The sequence below is a fragment of the Bifidobacterium sp. W8112 genome (genome assembly GCF_016101425.1).
GTDB lineage: Bacteria > Actinomycetota > Actinomycetes > Actinomycetales > Bifidobacteriaceae > Bombiscardovia > Bombiscardovia apousia.
Genome location: NZ_JACFQN010000002.1, coordinates 370,075 through 388,651 on the forward strand (window position 1 = coordinate 370,075; position 18,577 = coordinate 388,651).

At 62.8% G+C, this 18,577-nt stretch carries 7 protein-coding genes; 5 read left to right on the plus strand and 2 right to left on the minus strand.

Features of this window, described 5'->3' with window-relative positions; genetic code table 11:
* Positions 1 to 153: 153 nt before the first annotated feature.
* The 5 genes from H3T92_RS05825 to H3T92_RS05840 all read left to right on the plus strand — a co-directional run bounded on the left by H3T92_RS05825 (position 154) and on the right by H3T92_RS05840 (position 15,915).
* Positions 154 to 3,816 carry an RCC1 domain-containing protein gene (locus H3T92_RS05825; RefSeq protein ID WP_332468205.1) on the plus strand — a complete coding sequence of 1,221 codons (3,663 nt, stop codon included), beginning with the start codon at positions 154 to 156 and terminating at the stop codon, positions 3,814 to 3,816.
* A gap of 296 nt (positions 3,817 to 4,112) precedes the next feature.
* The gene (locus H3T92_RS05830; RefSeq protein ID WP_198189585.1) at positions 4,113 to 7,634 is read left to right on the plus strand and encodes an RCC1 domain-containing protein; all 3,522 of its coding nucleotides are present in this window, start codon (positions 4,113 to 4,115) and stop codon (positions 7,632 to 7,634) included.
* Between the two features lie 564 nt (positions 7,635 to 8,198).
* Positions 8,199 to 8,345, plus strand: a complete 147-nt coding sequence (locus tag H3T92_RS08220) for a hypothetical protein (protein ID WP_232341928.1) — start codon at positions 8,199 to 8,201, stop codon at positions 8,343 to 8,345.
* Between the two features lie 193 nt (positions 8,346 to 8,538).
* Positions 8,539 to 11,799, plus strand: coding sequence for an RCC1 domain-containing protein (locus H3T92_RS08330; RefSeq protein ID WP_332460628.1), 3,261 nt, complete (start codon positions 8,539 to 8,541; stop codon positions 11,797 to 11,799).
* Between the two features lie 921 nt (positions 11,800 to 12,720).
* On the plus strand, positions 12,721 to 15,915 hold the full coding sequence (locus tag H3T92_RS05840) for an RCC1 domain-containing protein (protein WP_332460627.1): 3,195 nt from the start codon (positions 12,721 to 12,723) through the stop codon (positions 15,913 to 15,915).
* Positions 15,916 to 16,116: 201 nt separating this feature from the next.
* Here the strand turns inward: H3T92_RS05840 and H3T92_RS05845 are convergent, their stop codons facing one another.
* Both H3T92_RS05845 and H3T92_RS05850 read right to left on the minus strand, forming a co-directional pair.
* Entirely contained in the window at positions 16,117 to 17,505 is a 1,389-nt protein-coding gene (locus H3T92_RS05845; RefSeq protein WP_198189587.1) for an MFS transporter, read from the minus strand.
* A gap of 51 nt (positions 17,506 to 17,556) precedes the next feature.
* Positions 17,557 to 18,513: a nucleoside hydrolase gene (locus H3T92_RS05850; RefSeq protein ID WP_198189588.1), complete on the minus strand. Its 957-nt coding sequence runs from the start codon at positions 18,511 to 18,513 to the stop codon at positions 17,557 to 17,559.
* Positions 18,514 to 18,577: the final 64 nt, after the last annotated feature.

Below are 18,577 nucleotides of genomic sequence, written 5' to 3' on the forward strand. Positions count from 1 at the left end.
GCGTGATAGACTGCAATACAGCTGTCGGGATGGTCCCCGGCACACGTCTCGTGAAGCGACTTGGGGATTTTCATCATCGAGCCACCTGTTTGGGGAAAGGGGTTCGCAGCCATCATGCACCATAGGGATGCTTCTGCCCAGCCATGCATTGCCGTGAGCCTTCTGCTTGCCATCATCCTGATCGCAAGTCTGATCATGGGCAGCCTCGCCACAGCCGACACTGACACCAACACCGACACCGACACAAGCCAGCCAACGCTGCAGGCCACGCCGACGACACCCCAGTCCCCATTGACACCAACACCCTCGCCACTGAACACCATACCCGAACACGATCAAACACCTGACAGTCGCCCCCAAGCACGCTCAACAAGGCACACCGTCACCTTCGACAGCGCCGACGGCAGCAGCATCGACCCTCAAAACGTCGATGACGGCGCACTGGCCAGCCGGCCCGCCAAGGACCCGACCCGGGACGGCTACCTGTTCGACGGCTGGTTCACCGGCAATCTTGCCTACGACTTCACCCAACCCGTCACTGCAGACCTCACCCTGACCGCCCACTGGACCAAGGGAACCAGTGCCTGGAGCCTCTCCCCCACCTCCGGGTCAGCCGCCGGAGGCGACAAGATCACCTTGGTCCCACCCGCCAAACCCGGCGTACGATTCAGCCACATCAGCTCGGGTCTATGGCATACCTTGGCCATGGGCTCGGACGGCAACCTCTACAGCTGGGGACAAAACAAAGCAAGTCTGGGACGCGACACCAGTGAGACACCAGCCACCGCACCGAGCAAGGCGCCAGAAGGCACCCCAGGCCTGGTCACCCCGCCGACCGGCGTCCACTTCACCCAGACCAGCGCAGGAATGAGCCTTTCCCTGGCCATGGGCTCGGACGGCAACCTTTACAGCTGGGGACTAAACGACAACGGGCAGCTGGGACGCAGCACCACCATCACGCCAGCTGACAGACCGGGCCTGGTCACCCCGCCGACCGGCGTCCACTTCACCCAGTTCACCGCCGGATACTCGCAATCCCTGGCCATCGGCTCGGACGGCAACCTCTACAGCTGGGGAGACAACAGCCGAGGCCAGTTGGGACGCGACACGGGATCAGCGACCTACGACGCCACGCCAGGCAGAGTGTCAATGCCGACAGGCATCACCTGCACACAGATCAGCGGGGGAACCTTCTATTCCCTGGCTCTGGGCTCGGACGGCAACATTTACAGCTGGGGAGACAACACTCAGGGCGAACTCGGACGCAACACCAACAGCGAACAGCCAGGAACCCTGCCGAACAAAGTGATCCTGCCGACAGGCGTTACGAAATACACCGCGATTGCCGCACAGGGATGGTGTTCTCTGGCCATGGGCTCAGACGGCAACCTCTACAGCTGGGGTTACAACAGCTACGGCCAGATGGGACGAGATACCGACACACCAACACAAAACATCGATCCAGGCAAAGTGACGCTGCCCATAGGCGTCACGAGATTCACCCAGTTCGGCGCAGGAAACCAACACACCCTGGCCGTAGGCTCGGACGGCAACCTCTACAGCTGGGGGAGCAACAAATTCGGCCAGCTGGGGCGTGATGCCAACAGCTTGAGAAATGTCACACCGGGCAAAGTATCCCTGCCGGCAGGCATCAGCTGCATCCAGATCAACGCAGAAAATACCTCCTCCCTGATCCTAGGCTCGGACGGCAACCTCTACAGCTGGGGAGACAACAGCCGAAGCCAGTTGGGACGCACGACCACTGGTCGTTCTGACGCCCTCCCCGGCACAGTCACATTCCCCGAGGATCCCAGACCCGTCAGCGTCAGCTTCGGCGGGACGCCCGGCACCAACCTCATCACCGAGTCGAACGGCACCTGGAGCGTCACCACGCCCCAGCATGCAGCAGGCAAGACCGATGTCACCATCATCTGGGGCATGAACGGCCAGCAGCCCGACGCCCACCTGACCTACCAATACGTGAACACCTACCATGTCACTTTCTCTTCCGACAGTGACTCCCCTACAGCACCCGCGGGCATGCCCGGACCCCAGTCCGTCACCGAAGGCAGGCAGGCCACACGCCCGATCACAGACCCGACCAAAGACGGCTTCCTGTTCGACGGCTGGTTCCTCAAGGACTCAAAAGGCGAATCCAAGGTGGCTTATGACTTCAGCCAGCCCGTCACCAGCAGCATCACCCTGGTCGCCCATTGGAGCCCTGTAGACATCGGCAGCTGGGCAATCAGCCCGAATAATGGCGATGCCCAGGGCGGCCAGCAGGTGACCATCACCCCGCCCAAAACCAGCCGGGGCATCCGCTTCAACCAGATAAGCGCCAGCGACAATTTTGCCGGTTTTTCTGTAGGGGTGACCAGCGATGGGAATGCCTACGCCTGGGGCGGCAACGACTACGGGCAGCTGGGCCAGGATCCGAGTACGACGGCCACACAGTTTGCGCCGACCAAGGTCCCCCTGCCTGACGGCGCAGCTACCGGGTTCACCTACACGCAGGTCGCCGCAGGCGGAACCCACGTGCTGGCCATCGGCTCCGACCAGACCGTCTACAGCTGGGGACAAAATCAATATGGCCAGCTTGGCGACGGCAGCAGGCAAGACCACTCCAAGCCACAGCCCGTCAAGGGCCCAGACGGACAACCCTTCAAGGCCACCCAGGTGACCGCCGGATTCACCGACTCGGCAGCAATCGACCTGAATGGGCGCGTCTACGTCTGGGGCAGCGAAACCAAGGACCAGGACACCTATAGCGCGCCCAAACTGACGCCGGCCCTGGCCAAGGATCCCAGCGGCTCCGACAAGGGGCTGAAGGCGGTCCAGGTAAGCGCAAGATACAGCTTCCTCATGGCCCTGGACGCCGACGGCAACGTATACACCTGGGGATACAACAACCACGGACAGCTCGGCAACGGCCAAAGCACAGGAAAATACAGCACCGCATATGCTGCCGACCCAGCTCCCGTGCCTGATCCCAAGAACGCCAGCAAGACCTTTAAGGCCAGGATGATCAGCAGCGGTGAAGTCCACGCACTGGCCATCGGTCAGGACGGCACAGCCTGGGCATGGGGAATGAACGCGGATGGCCAGATCGGCGATGGCACGCTGACCGACCGGTCCACACCCACGCAGGTAAAAAACCCTGCCGATGCCAGCCAGGGATTCCAGGCCGCCCAAATCATCGCCGGAGCCACATATTCGCTGGCTATCGACCAGAGCGGCACAGCCTGGGGATGGGGAGAAAACACCTTTGATCAGCTGGGCAGCAACCAGGGCACCTCCGAGCTGCTCGTCCCCTCACAAGTGTCACCCCCCGCAGGCCAGGGCAACGCAGGCAAGGGGTTCGCGGTCGCGCGGATCAGCGCAGGATCGGCTTGTTCCATGGCCATCGGTCAGGACGGCAAGAGCTACAGCTGGGGATACAACTACCGTGGGCAACTCGGCACCGGCAGCAACAACGGCACGAAGATCATTACGCCGACGCTGGTGGCGCTATATCCGCCGCCGCTGATTACCGGCGTCAGGTTCGACCAGACACCCGCCGGCAGCCTGCAGCAGAACGCGGACGGGTCGGTCACCCTGACCACGCCAGCCCACAATCCGGGACTGTCTGACGTGATCGTGGACTGGTCCCTGGGTCCCGCCAACCAAGCCCCGACCCACCTCAGCTACACCTTCAAAGGCATTCTGCCCCTCACAGGCAACACGGGGGTACTCCTCCTGCTCGCCTCAGGCCTGCTTGCCGCCGCCGGCGCCCTGGCAGCCAGACGCCACAGGCACGAATTCACTTCGCTCGAGTAAACGGCCGGGCCGCATCCCAAGAACGGCCCGGCCATGATGGGTGGCTCCGCACCCCCCAACATCAGGGAGCCACCCATTTTCATTTTTACCTCTGCGCCTAGAGGAAAATATCCGTATCTCAACTTGACATAATATTTTTTATCCGTTTTAACCGAGTGTTGCTCCCCTTCAGACCCGAACCTGCATGCTAGCGTACTTTTTAGCAACCGGGAACGTACCCGGCATGCAGCCGATGAAAAAACTTGGGGTTTTCATCATCGGACCGCCTTACCTTGGGAAAGGGGTTTGTAGCGATCATGTGCCATCCGGACGTGTCTTCCCGGTCAGCCATTGTTGTAGACCTTTTGAAGGTCATCGTCATTCTTCCAGCCAGCATGATCATCGGCGGCCTCACTGCAGCCGACGCCATCGCGAAACCTATCAGCCCGGCCCAGCAAACAGACGCATCCGTCAGCACAACCACCGCCCGAGCTCAGCCAGGTTCAACTTCATACCAGGTCGTCTTCGACAGCGACAACGGCAGCAGTGTCGACTCACAAACCATTGCCGAAGGCACCCAGGCCAATCGACCCGCGCAAGACCCGACCAAGGACGGCTACCTGTTCGACGGCTGGTTCACCAAAGACGCCAAGGGCGACTCCAAGGTCGCCTACGACTTCACCCAGCCCGTCACCACAGACCTCACCCTGACCGCCCACTGGACCAAGGGCACCAGCGCCTGGAGCCTCTCCCCCACCTCAGGGAAAGCCACAGAATACACCAGGATCACCCTGACCCCGCCCACCACACCAGACATACGCTTCAGCCACATCGTCCCAGCAAAAGAAGAAGGCTCCCAGGCCATAGCCTCGGACGGCAACCTCTACAGGTGGGGAGACAACAACTACAAATTGGGGACTCCTGAAGACGAAAAGCGCACGCCAAGCCTGGTCAACCCGCCGACCGGCGTCCACTTCACCCAGGTCAGCACAGGCTACACCCATTTCCTGGCCATCGGTTCAGACGGCAATCTCTACAGCTGGGGGAACAATGCCGACGGAGAACTGGGACGCGAAACTGTCAGCACAACACCAAAAGACAACCCCCAGATAGACAATCAGCCGAAGCTGGTCACTCCACCGGCCGGCGTCCACTTCACCCAAGCATGTGCAGGCAAATGGCATTCCCTTGCACTGGGATCGGACGGCAACCTCTACAGCTGGGGAGAAAACAAGTACGGCGAACTTGGACGTGACACGGGTTCTGCCATATACGACGTCAAGCCAGGCAAGGTGAACTTGCCGAAGGGCATCACAAAAATCACTCAAATCAGCGCAGGAACCTTCTACTCCATGGCTCTGGACTCGGACGGTGACCTTTACAGCTGGGGCGACAACACTTATGACGAGCTGGGACGCTACGCCGGCGGATATCCCTTCCGTGACCGTTCACCGCGCAAGGTGACCATGCCGGCAGGCGTCAAGAAATTCACCTGGATCAAGGCTGGAGAGTGGACATCCCTGGCCACCAGCTCAGACGGCAGTCTCTACAGCTGGGGATGGAACGAATATGGCCAGCTAGGACGCAACACCGCCGCGGCGAGACAAGACCGCACACCGCGCAAGGTGACCATGCCGGCAGGCGTCACGAAGTTCACCAAGGTCAGCGCAGAACACAGGCATTCCCTGGCTTTGGGTTCGGATGGCAACCTCTACAGCTGGGGACTAAACGATTGCAAACAGCTGGGCCGCGACACCGGGTCAGCCAAATACGACGTCAAGCCGGGCAAAGTGCCTACACCAGCAGGTGTCGCACAATTCACCGAGGTCAGCGCCGGCTATTCCCACTCCCTGGCCATCGGCTCCGACGGTAACCTGTACAGCTGGGGACAAAACAAGTATGGCGAACTGGGACGCCCCACCAGCGGCAAGTACGACAGCAGCCCCGGCATGGTCGCATTCCCCGAGGATCCCAAGCCCGTTGACGTGAGTTTCAGCGGTACACCCGGAACCAACCTCGACCCCAACTCGGACGGCACCTGGAGCGTCACCACGCCCCCACATGACCATGGCAGAGTAGATACAGTCATCACCTGGAGGATGAACGGCGAGCGTCCAGACGCACACTTGTCCTACAGGTACCTAGGCAATTATCTCATCGTTTTCGACCCCGACGGTGGCACTGGGTTCGGTTTCCAAATCGTCACTGAGGGAAACCGACTGAAACCCCCCGCCAAGGATCCAACCAAGGATAAACACCTGTTCGACGGCTGGTTCATCGGCGAAACAGCCTATGACTTCAGCAGGCCAGTCACCGACAAGGTGACCCTGACCGCCCACTGGAGCAGTGCTGAAAGCAACAGGTGGAAGCTCGACAAGGACAACGGGCCCGAGTCAGGCGGCCAGACCGTCAAGCTGACTCCACCGCCAGCACGCGGCATCCGCATCAGCCAGGCTGACGGAGGAGACCTCCATTCCGCAGCCGTGGGCTCCGACGGCAGCCTCTACACCTGGGGAGACAACACCCACGGCCAGCTGGGCCGCGACACCACCGACAAGCAGGACACCCATCCGAGCAAGGCAGATACTCCTACGGGCGTCAAATTTGTCCATGTCAGCGCAGGCTATGGATTTTCCGTGGCCCTGGCCTCGGATGGCAGCCTTTACACCTGGGGAGACAACAGCCGAGGCCAGCTGGGCCGTGCAGTCACCAGCAACACCCCCGCCAACAGGCCCAACAAGGTTGAGGCCCCGGCAGGCATCACCTTCGTCCAGACGAGCGCAGGCGGAGCACATGTGGCGGCCTTGGGCTCAGACGGCAACATCTACACCTGGGGCGACAACACCGCTGGCCGGCTGGGCCGTGCCGTCACCAGCGACACCCCCGCTGACAAACCCGGCAAAGCCGACACCCCGGCAGATGTTACTTTCACCAGTGTCAGCGCAGGCCGGGGGCACACGGTAGCTGTGGACACGCAAGGCGATGTCTACACCTGGGGCGACAACACCCACGGCGAACTCGGTCGCAGCACCACCAGCACTCCCGCAGACAAGCCCGGCAAAGCCGACACCCCAGCAGGCGTCACCTTCACCCAGGCCAGCGCAGGCGGAAGCCACTCCGTGGCCGTAAGCGACGACGGCAGCATCTACACCTGGGGCAACACCGCCAATGGGCGCCTGGGTCGCGACACCAGTGGCACTCCCGCAGACAAGCCCGGAAAGGTTGAAACCCCGGCTGGCATCACCTTCACTCAGGCCAGCGCCGGAGGCACGCATTCCATCGCCTTGGGTTCCGACGGCAACCTCTACACCTGGGGCGACAGCGGCAAAACCTCGTCAGACAGGCCCAACAAGGTGGATGCCCCAGCAGGGATCACCTTCACCCAGGCCAGTGCAGGAGCATCGTACTGCCTGGCCCTGGGATCCGACGGCAACCTCTACAGCTGGGGAGACAACGAGAGCGGCCAGCTGGGCCGTGACACCGGCAGCGCTCAGGCCGCCAGCCCGGCCAAGGACACCTTCCCCGAGCGAGGCATCCCCACGCATATCCTGTTCGACAGTGTAGAAGCCTCTCACCTCACCAAGAACTCCAACGGCACCTGGACAGTGACCACGCCGGCACACATGCCCGGCACGTCAACCGTCACCATCGAATGGAGGCTAAACGGAGCAGCCCAGACCCCCGACACCAGCAACACGTATCGGTACAACTCCATCAGCGTACTGCCCAGGGCCGGCGGAGGCGGCCTGCTTCCCCTGCTCATAGCCGGGCTGCTTGCCTTCGCATGCGCCGCAGCAGCCAGGCGCCACAGGCTGGAAACTCTCAGCCGGCAGCAATAAAGACTTCCCTCGTGTAAGCAGGTCCGGGTTATCACTATCCCCAACACACTCCCGGACCACAAGGGTGGCCCCGACTCCCCCAACGCAATGGGGCCACCCATATACTTCCTGTAGAACGGCATTGGCCTTATCTCTGACTAGCGGCTTGTCCCTTCTGACCCTCGCAAAACAGGGGATAAGCCACCGAGAAGGGCGGCCAGATCAGATTGGTGCCCTCAGTCATGCCTCGCTTTCCTTCGTTTTATTAGTAAGCTCGATTTGCTTCCAGACAGATAAGAGTCTGGAAGTTGAAGCACTTGTTAGCGAAGCGACGCTTAGCAGAAGGCTAAGGGGGGGGGGGGCCTCTACATTCGAACGCATGGCTCCGGCTCGTGTGTGTTGTCGGCGGGCTGGGTGGTATGGTGAAAAACGGGGGACGTCGAGAAGACGGCTGGCTTGCGCCATCGGCTCCTGCAATCCGATGCAGGGCTGGCGCTGAGCAATGTGTGGCTTTCCGGCAGGCAGAACTTTGATAAACAGGCGGTGTTGATCCCGTTTGGTGTTTGGTGAAGGGGTTTTGGTTTGATGCATCTGGTTTCCCGTCTGCGCCGCATCCTGGCGATGACGATCATCCTGCTGGGAATGCTGGCAGGCCTGGGCGTCGCATCCGCCCAGGCGGACGCTCCCATCCTCACCGGGGGGGGGGGGTCGTCAGACCCCTCGCGTAGCTGAGCAAACCCCCGGCATTTCCCCCAGCAGCACTCCAGAAACCCCGCTAACCTCGCCCTCGCCGATACCAGCCACCACACCATTAAGCCCAACAGCAAATCCAGGAACCCCGTCATCGCCGACGGGAACACCCGGCAGCACAGATGCCGCCCAGGCCAAGCCAGCCGAGAACACGGATGGTCAGGCTTCGCACACAGTGCGCTTCGACCCGGCCGACGGCAACAAACCTACACAGTCAACTGTGAAAACCGGGACGCTCGCCGCTCCCCCGGAACAGAACCCTGTACGCGATGGCTTCCGGTTCGACGGATGGGCACTCAACGGCCAGCCCTTTGACTTCCAGGCCCCCATCATCCAGGACACGACCCTGAAAGCACAATGGTCGAAGACCACGGACTGGACGCTGAGCCCGGACCACGGGCCCGCCTCCGGCGCCCGGCTGACCATCAGCCCGCCCGACAAGCTAGAGCCCTACTACGTCAGCGTGCAAGCCGCCGAAGACCAGACCGTCGGCCTGACCGGCGACGGCCGCATCTACACCTGGACGCAAGACAGCACGCCCAAACAGGTGCCCTTCCCCACCCAGGCTCCCGACGGGTTCCGCTACCAGCAGGCCGCAGCCGGCAGCCGTCTGCAGGCCGCATTGGGATCCGACCAGCGGATATACACCTGGGCCAGCGGACAGCCCACGCCCACCATCCTCGACACCAGCCGGAACACCCAATTCAGCAGCATCAGCCTGGACGACGACCGGCTGCTGGCCGTGGACCGGCAGGGACAGGTCCACGCCTACCGGGCCAGCAAGGCCAACAGCCAGGCCCTGAACCCGAAATTCTTGGAGCAGGCCGCAGCCAGCCTGCCCGAGAAAGCGCAAGCCGTCACCGCCGTCGCCTCCGCCAGCCAGGCGCTCATCGTGGACGAGGACGGGCAAGCCTGGACCTGGGATGCAGGCAAGACCGGAAGCGGCAAGCCCGAACGCGTCAAGCAGGACCCGGGCATGCGCATCGTCCAGGCCCAGGCCCTCAACCAGGGGTTCCTCCTCCTGGACGCGGACGGGCAGGCCCGGTACCTGCCAGACGGCACTACCGCCATGATCCAGCTCAGCCTGCCGGACGGCGTGCAGGCCAGCCGGATCACCGCCAACAAAGATCAGGCCGCCATCACTGATACCGACGGCCACGTCTGGGCCTGGAAGCCCGGCAAAACTCCCATACGCGCGGACGACGGGAGCCAGCAGTACGTGCGGGCCGCCGCTGCCGGCGGCAGGATCGCCGCCATCAGCAGGCAGGGCAGCCTATACAGGTGGAGCCTGGACGGGCAGGGCCAGCCCGGCAAGCCAGCCAGGATCGACACCGCACAGGCGCCCACCTTGGCATCAGCCAGCCTGGACGGCCAGGCATTGCCGCTCAGCAGGAGCAACGGCTCCTGGCAGGCGGACATGCCCGCCCATAAGCCCGGGCCGGCCGCCATCCTCATCACGGGCAGGCAGGACGGGCAGCCTTTCGCCAGGAGCCTTGCGTACACGGTCGACCAGCCGCCGGCACGGGCGGCGGAACCAGGATCCGCGTTCACGGTCCGCTTCGACACGGGCGGCGGAAACCCGAAACCAGCAGACCAGCATGTCCCCGCCCCGTACGGGAGGGCGAAACGCCCCTCCCCCGACCCTGTACGGGAAGGCTACCTGTTCGACGGCTGGTTCACCGGTCAGGTCGCCTACGATTTCAGCAGGCCCGTCGACAAGGACCTGACCCTGGCCGCCCACTGGACGCCGGCAAGCCGGAACAGCGGGTGGAGCATCAGCCCTGATAAGGGCAGCCAGCTGGGCAGGGAACCCGCCACCATCACCCCGCCCGACAACGCCAGCCGCGGCATCCGGTTCAGCCAGGTCAGCGGAGGGAAAGACCCGAGCTATGGTTTTTCCTTGGCGGTGGGCAGCGACGGCAACGCCTACGCCTGGGGATGGAACAGCGAAGGCCAGCTCGGCGACGGGACAAGAGACGACAAGCATGCGCCGGTCATGGTGAGGAAGCCCGACCGGAAGACGTACCCGGACCTGCCAGAGGACTTCACCTACCTGCAGGTCAGCGCAGGACAATATCATTCCCTGGCCCTGGGCAGCGACGGCAACGCCTACGCCTGGGGATCCAACGGCAGTGGCCGGCTCGGCGACGGGACAGGCAGCAGCTACCGGAATGCGCCGGTCATGGTGAGGAAGCCCGACCGGAAGACGTACCCGGACCTGCCAGAGGACTTCACCTACCTGCAGGTCAGCGCCGGAGGCTCTCATTCGCTGGCCCTGGGCAGCGACGGCAACGTTTACGCCTGGGGATACAACTACTATGGCCGGCTCGGCGACGGGACAACAAGCGAGCGGCATGCGCCGGTCAGGGTGAGGACGCCCGACCGCAGCACGTACCCGGACCTGCCAGCGGACTTCACCTACCTGCAGGTCAGCGCCGGAGGCTTTCATTCCCTGGCCCTGGGCAGCGACGGCAACGCCTACGCCTGGGGATACAACGGCTCTGGCCAGCTCGGCGACGGGACAAGCAGCAACCGGTACACGCCGGTCAGGGTGAAGACGCCCGACCGCAAGATCTACCCGGACCTGCCAGCGGACTTCACCTACCTGCAGGTCAGCACCGGATACTATCATTCACTGGCCCTGGGCAGCGACGGCAACGTTTACGCCTGGGGAAACAACGGCTCTGGCCGGCTCGGCGACGGGACAACCAGCGACCGGACTGCGCCGGTCAGGGTGAAGACGCCCGACCGGAAGGACCTGCCAGCGGACTTCACCTACCTGCAGGTCAGCGCCGGAGGCGATCATTCACTGGCCCTGGGCAGCGACGGCAACGCCTACGCCTGGGGATACAACTACAGTGGCCAGCTCGGCAACAACACCACCAGCGGGATCAGTGACAAGAATCCTGTTCCTGTGCGCGTGCGCGACCCCGCCAGCCCCGGGGACAAGAGCAAAGGACTGCAAGCCACACAGGTCAGCGCCGGATACGCTCATTCCCTGGCCCTGGGCAGCGACAGCAACGCCTACGCCTGGGGAGTAAACAGCAGTGGCCAGCTCGGCAACGGCACCACAAACGCCAAGTCGGCTCCTGTGTCGGTGTCGTTCAACCTGGCTCTGGCGATCACCGGCGTCAGGTTCGACCAGACCCCCGCATCAGGGCTGACGCGCGGCGACGGCAGCAGCGTCACCGTGACCACGCCCGCGCACCAGCCGGGCACGGTCACCGTCAGCGTGGACTACACGCTGGGCGGCGCACCACAAACGCCCGACACATCCTTGAAGTACACGTACCTGCCAGCAGGCGTGCTCCCCAAGGCCGGAGGGGAAGGCATCCTGCTCGCCCTGGCCACCGGCATGACCGGCATGGGCGGGGTCCTCGCCTCACGCCGCCACCGGAAGGAAACACGCCAACTATTGCACGCTTCGCACGAGTAAGAGCGGCCGGGCGGCGTATCAATCCCCCCGCCCCCGGCCCTACATAGGGGGAGCAGGGAGGAAAAGTGCCAATCAAGGCTCAACCCCAAGAGAGCCGACACTTCCCTCCCGCGCCCCCACCACACTTCTGCAGGCGGAAGCCGAGGGCAGGCATGCACGCCCCCGCCTCCGCCCGGGAGAGAGGGAAACACGGCCAGGCCGGCCAGGAGGCTCAACAGCCTCCAGCCAGCCCGGCCGCTGTTCGTTTCCCTTCCCCCTCCCTCCTCATAATTTGGCGAGCAGCCGCCTTTACCCAACCATCGAAGTCATCGCCACCCAGCGCTCGGACCTGGCTCGTGTGTGTTGCCTGTTGATCCGGTGGTATGGTGAAAAACGTGGGGGCGTCGAAAAGACGGCTGGCTTCCGCCATTGGCTCATGCAATCCGATGCAGGGCTGGCGTTGAAGGTCAGAAGGGCTTTCCGACGGACAGAACTTTAAACAAGCAAGCGGCATTTGGATTCGTTTGGTGTTGGTAAGGGGTTTTGGTTTCATGCATGTGGTTTCTCCTCTGCGTCGCGCGTTGGCGATGATGATCGTCCTGCTGAACCTGCTGGTAGGCTTGGGCGTCGCGTCCGCAAACGCGGCGGACGCTCCTGTACTCACCAGGGGGGGGGGGTCGTCAGACCCCTCGCGTAGCTGACGGAACCTCCGGCACTCTCCCCAGCAACGCAACACACACTCCACTTCCGACCCCATCACCACTGACAACCACATCATTATTAAATCCCGAAACAACAGGTCCGTCTGCTCCGTCATCGCCGACGGCTACTACCAGCAGTACGAATTCCGCTTCAACCAAGCCATCCGGCAAGCCGGATGATCAAGCCACGCACACGGTGCGCTTCGACCCGAATAACGGAAACAAGCCAACACAGTCAACCGTGAAAACCGGCACTCTCGTCATCCCTCCAGAACACAACCCTGTACGTGAAAGCTTCCAGTTCGAAGGATGGACGCTTGACGGCCAGCCCTATGACTTCCAGACGCCCATCCTGCAAGACCTAACCCTGACTGCAAAATGGGCCAAAACCACGGACTGGACCCTAAGCCCGAACCATGGGCCCGCCACCGGCGCCCGACTGACCATCAACCCGCCAGACAAGCAAGAGCCCTACTACACCAGCATCCACACCGCAGGAGACCAAACCGTAGGCCTGACCGGCGACGGTCGCATCTACACCTGGGCGCAAGACAGTGCACCAAAACAGGTCCCCTTCCCCACCCAGGCTGCCGACGGGTTCCACTACCTGCAAGTCGCAACCAGCAGCCAATCGCAGGCCGCATTAGGATCCGACCAGCACATCTACACTTGGACCAGCCAACAGGCCACGCCCACCATCCTCGACACCAGCCGGAACACCAGGTTCACCAGCATCAGCCTGAACGATGACCGACTGCTAGCCGTGGACCAGCAAGGACAGATCCACACCTTCCAAGCCAGCCAGCCCGGCACCCAGGATCCGACTGCAAAGCCCGGAGAGCAAACGGCAGCAGGCCTGCCCGGACAGGCACAGGCCATCACCGCCCTCGCCTTCGGCAGCCGGATCCTCATCGTGGACGCGGACGGACAAGCCTGGACCTGGGACGCGAACAACACCGGAAAAGCCAAACTCGTACGCGTCAGACAGAACCCAGGAGTCCGCATCGTCCAAGCCCAAGCCCTCAACCAAGGGTTCCTCCTGCTGGACGCGAACGGGCAAGCCTGGTACCTGACCGACAGCACCACCAGCCCTACGGCTCTCAGCCTGCCGGACGGCGCGAAAACCAGCCGAGCCATCGCCAACAATGACCAAGCGTTGATCACGGACACAGAAGGACGCGTTTGGACGTGGAAACCCGGCAATACGCCCGTACGCGCAGACAACGGGAACAAACAGTACATACAAGCCGTCAGCGTCGACAGCAGGATCACCGCCATCGACAGGCAGGGCAGCATAGTCGCGTGGAGCCTGGACGCTCAAGGCAAACCCGGCAAGCCAGCAAGACTCAACACCAACACTGCGCCCAACCTGGAATCAGCCAGCCTGGACAGCCAGCCGCTCAAACTCAGCAAGAACAATAACTCGTGGCAGACGCCGATCCCCGCACGCAAGCCCGGGCCAGCCGCCATCCTCATCACCGGCAGGCAAGACGGCCAGCCCTTCACCAGAAGCCTCAACTACACGGTCGACCAACAGCTGGCCAGAGACACGGAACCAAACACCACCCACACGGTCACCTTCAACACAGACAGCGGAACCCCCACACCAGCAGACCAGCAGGTCTCCTACCCATACGGCCGGGTCCAACGGCCCTCCCCCGACCCAACACGCGACGGCTACCAGTTCGACGGATGGTTCACCGGCAGCATCGCCTACGACTTCAGCAAACCCGTCACCACAGACCTCACCCTCACCGCCCACTGGACCTTCAAAAACCCCAACAACACATGGAGAATCAACCCCAACAAGGGTAGCCAACTCGGCAACGAAACCACCACCATCACCCCGCCAGCAGCAACCAGCGGCATCAAGTTCAACCAGGTCAGCGGAGGAAGAAACTCCAACGGTTATGGTTTTTCCTTGGCTGTGGGCAGCGACGGAAACGCCTACGCCTGGGGGTACAACGGCTATGGCCAACTCGGCGACGAAACGAGAACCAGCCGGAATACGCCGGTCATGGTAAGGACGCCTGATCGCAAAACGTATCCGGACCTGCCAGAGGATTTCACCTACGTGCAGGTCAGCGCCGGAGACGATCATTCGCTGGCACTAGGCAGCGACGGATACGTATACGCCTGGGGAAGCAACAGCAATGGCGAGCTCGGCAACAACACCACCAGCAATTCATTGGTTCCTGTACGCGTGCGCGACCCCGCCAAACCCACCGACACAAGCAAAGGACTGCAAGCCGCACAGATCAGCGCCGGAGGCCGGTTTTCGCTGGCCGTGGGCAGCGACGGATACGCCTACGCCTGGGGAAACAACGAGCATGGCAAGCTCGGCAACAACACCACCAGCAATTCATTGGTTCCTGTACGCGTGCGCGACCCCGCCAACCCCACCGACACAAGCAAAGGACTGAAAGCCACACAGGTCAGCGCCGGACGGGGATGGGGTCATTCGCTGGCCGTGGGCAGCGACGGATACGCCTACGCCTGGGGATACAGCTACTATGGCCAACTCGGCAACAACACATCAAGAACGGATTCGCATGTTCCTGTGCGCGTGCGCGACCCCGCCAACCCCACCGACACAAGCAAAGGACTGCAAGCCACACAGATCAGCGCCGGATGGATGTATTCGCTGGCTGTGGGCAGCGACGGATACGTCTACGCCTGGGGAAACAACGAGCATGGCCAGCTCGGCAACAACACCGCCAGCAATTCATTGGTTCCTGTACGCGTGCGCGACCCCGCCAGCCCCAAGGACAAGAGCAAAGGCCTGCAAGCCACACAGATCAGCGGCGGAGGCGGGTATTCGCTGGCCGTGGGCAGCGACGGATACGCCTACGCCTGGGGAACCAACGACTATGGCAAGCTCGGCAACAACACCAATAGCAATTCATTGGTTCCTGTACACGTGCGCGACCCCGCCAACCCCACCGACACAAGCAAAGGACTCAAAGCCGCACAGGTCAGCAGCGGATACTTTCATTCGCTTGCCGTGGGCAGCGACGGAAACGCCTACGCCTGGGGATACAACTACTACGGCCAGCTCGGCAACGGCAACACCAGCCCATCGACTGTTCCTGTGCCGGTGGTGTTCAACCTGCAGCCGGTGATCACCGGCGTCAGATTCGACCAGACCCCCGTACCAGACCTGACACGCGGCGATAGCAATAGCGTCACCGTGCTCACGCCCGCACACCAGCCGGGCATGGTCACGGTCAGCGTGGACTACACGCTGGGCGGCGCAGCCCAAACGCCGGACACCTCCCTCAGGTACACGTACCTGCCAGCAGGCGTGCTCCCCAAGGCCGGCGGGGAAGGCATCCTGCTGGCCCTGGCCACCGGCATGACCGGCATGGGCGGGGTCCTCGCATCCCGCCGCCACAAGAGAGAACAGCACAAGCCATTGCGCACTTCGCACGAGTAAGAGCGGCCGGGCGGCGTATCAATCCCCCCGCCCCCGGCCCTACATAGGGGGAGCAGGGAGGAAACGTGCCAGTCAAGGCTCAAACCCCAAGAGAGCCGACACTTCCCTCCCGCGCCCCCACCACACATATCAATCGACCGTCCGAACGCAACAGAGGAAGCAGCTCCTCTTGCCGCGCCCGGACGGTCGACTGCAACTGTTCTACTGCTGGTCGGCAGTCGTGGCGTAGATGGTCTTCTTGCAGGCCAAATACACGACCAGGCCCAGCAGGGACACGGCAGCTCCGATCAGCAGCAGGTTGCTGTAGTTGGCAGCCGGGCCGGTGGCGCCCATGATGCTGAAGCCCTCCAGACTGGGCTTGCCCATCAGACCGCCGATGATGGCGATGCCGATGGAGCCGGTCACGTTCATGACCAGGTCGTTCATGCCCACGCCGCGGCCCGACTGGTCCTGGGGCAGGGTGTCAAGCACGGTGGAGACGATGGGCGAATACATCAGTCCCACCCCGGCATAGTAGACGCAGGCGGTCAGCGTCAGGGCCAGCAGGCCGGAGTTGACCACCAGAGCCGTCCCTGCGAAGCCCAGAATCATCAGGCAGGCGGCGATGATGATGGCAGGCTTGCGGCCGATCCTGTCCACGATGGCGCCCGAGGTGGTGCCCAGCACAGCGGCCACCAGGAAGGCCCAGACCACATGCAGGGAGACCGTGGTAGTCGACACCTTGTAGACGTCACGCCCGATGGCGTTGAAGATGGGCGACATGCAGTAGTTCATGAAGTAGAAGATCAGGATCAGCCCGATGCCCATCAGCCAGCGCTTGTTGCGGAAGAAGTCCGGGGTGATGAAGGGGCTCTTGGCCCGACTGATGTACACGGCGAAGATCAGGTAGCAGACAGCGGAGGCCGCCAGCAGCCACCAGGCCGTGTAAGAGAAGAAGAGGGTCAGCAGGGCCGTGGCCAGTCCGAAGATGACGAAGCCCAGCCAGTCCACCTTCTCGCCGTTGCCGCCGCCAGTGGGCAGGCTCTTGAGCAGGATGGGCAGGAAGACGATGGTGACCGCGGGAATCAGGAAGAGGTACTGCCAGGCTATGGAGCTGAGCAGGCCGGCGGCGAAGATGCCGATGGCTGCAGACACCTGGTAGCCGGCCGTGAAGATGCCGAAGAAGATCACCTTCAGGGAGGGCTTGAGGTACTTGGTGGCCACGACCAGGTAGGCCGAGCCAGCCACCTGCTCGCCGGCGGTCTGCAGCAGCCGGGCCGCGATCACATTCCAGATGTTGGGGGCCATGATCGTGTTGGCCACGTATCCGTAGACGGACCCGATGAACAGTATGCACAGGCCGAAGGTGACCAGCTTGCGCAGGGATACGAAGTCGCCCAGGGACCCGTAAATGAAGCAGACGATGCCCAGGACGATGCTGGGCAGAGCCGTGATCAGCGAGGCCTGGTCGGGGGCGCCGGCGTCCTTGCCGACCTGTTGGAAGACCAGGTTGAAGCCCTGCAGGCACAGGGTGCCCAGGACGAAGGTGATCAGCAGCAGGATCAGCGATCGTACCGCTGTCGAATCCTCGGTGGATTGCTTTTCGGACATGATGTCTTCAATTCTCTTTCTCTTGCGTGAACTTGCCGGGGATGACGGACCTCAGTCAGCCTGGGAGGCCAGCCGGGTGATGCGGGTCATGAACTCGTCCAGGAAGCGGGGCACGTCCACGCCGACGGCCACGCGCATGGTCTTGTTCGGGTCGTTGAGCCGCTGCTCGTCTCCGATGGTGCGCCCGCGAGTGGCGCCTTCGGTCTCCACCTTCATGTTCATGGGCAGGGTGGTGACCAGGGTCGGATCCACGGCCACGCCCACGGCCAGCGGATCGTGCAGGCCGCAGCCACCCAGGTGGGGCGAGGTGGTCTCGTAGGCCTTGATGTAGAAGTCGGTCATGTCCGCCAGGAAGTTGCCTGCCGCGGTGCCCAGCTGCCGCCAGCGGGCGGTCTCCTTGTAGGTCAGCAGGGTCTGCAGGGTCACGTCCAGGCCGACCATGGTCACGGGCGCGCCGGAGCGGAAGAGCACGTCGGCCGCATCCGGATCCTGGGAGATGTTGGCCTCCTGCCAGGCGTCCACATTGCCCGGCACGGTCAGGGCCCCGCCCATGAGCACGATGGAGCCGATGCGCTGGGCAATGTCAGGCTCCTTGGCCAGGGCGGCGGCGATATTGGTCATGGGGCCGGTGGGCACGTAGACCAGATCCTTGCCGTAAGTGTTGACCGCATCGATGATGAAGTCCACGGCCGACTCCGTCTCCGCCTTGCGGCCCGAGTCGGGGATGGCCACGTCGCCGATGCCGTTCTGTCCGTGGATGAAGGCGGAGACGGGCAGCACCTGGAAAGAGTCCGCCTTGGAGGCGTGGGACAGGCCCGGGTAGACCTTGACCTCGGGGTGACCCAGCAGGTCGGTGATGGCAAGATCGTTGCGGATGCCCTGCTCCAGCAGCACGTTGCCATAGGTTCCGGTTATGCCGATCAGCTCAACTTCGGGGCTGCCCAAGGCATAGGAGATAGCCAGAGTGTCGTCGACACCAGTGTCCAGATCCAGAATCAGCTTGCGCATACAATGTTTCCTTTCATTGCCATGGCTGTATGGAACCATGGCCGTATGCATCCACGATGTCCTT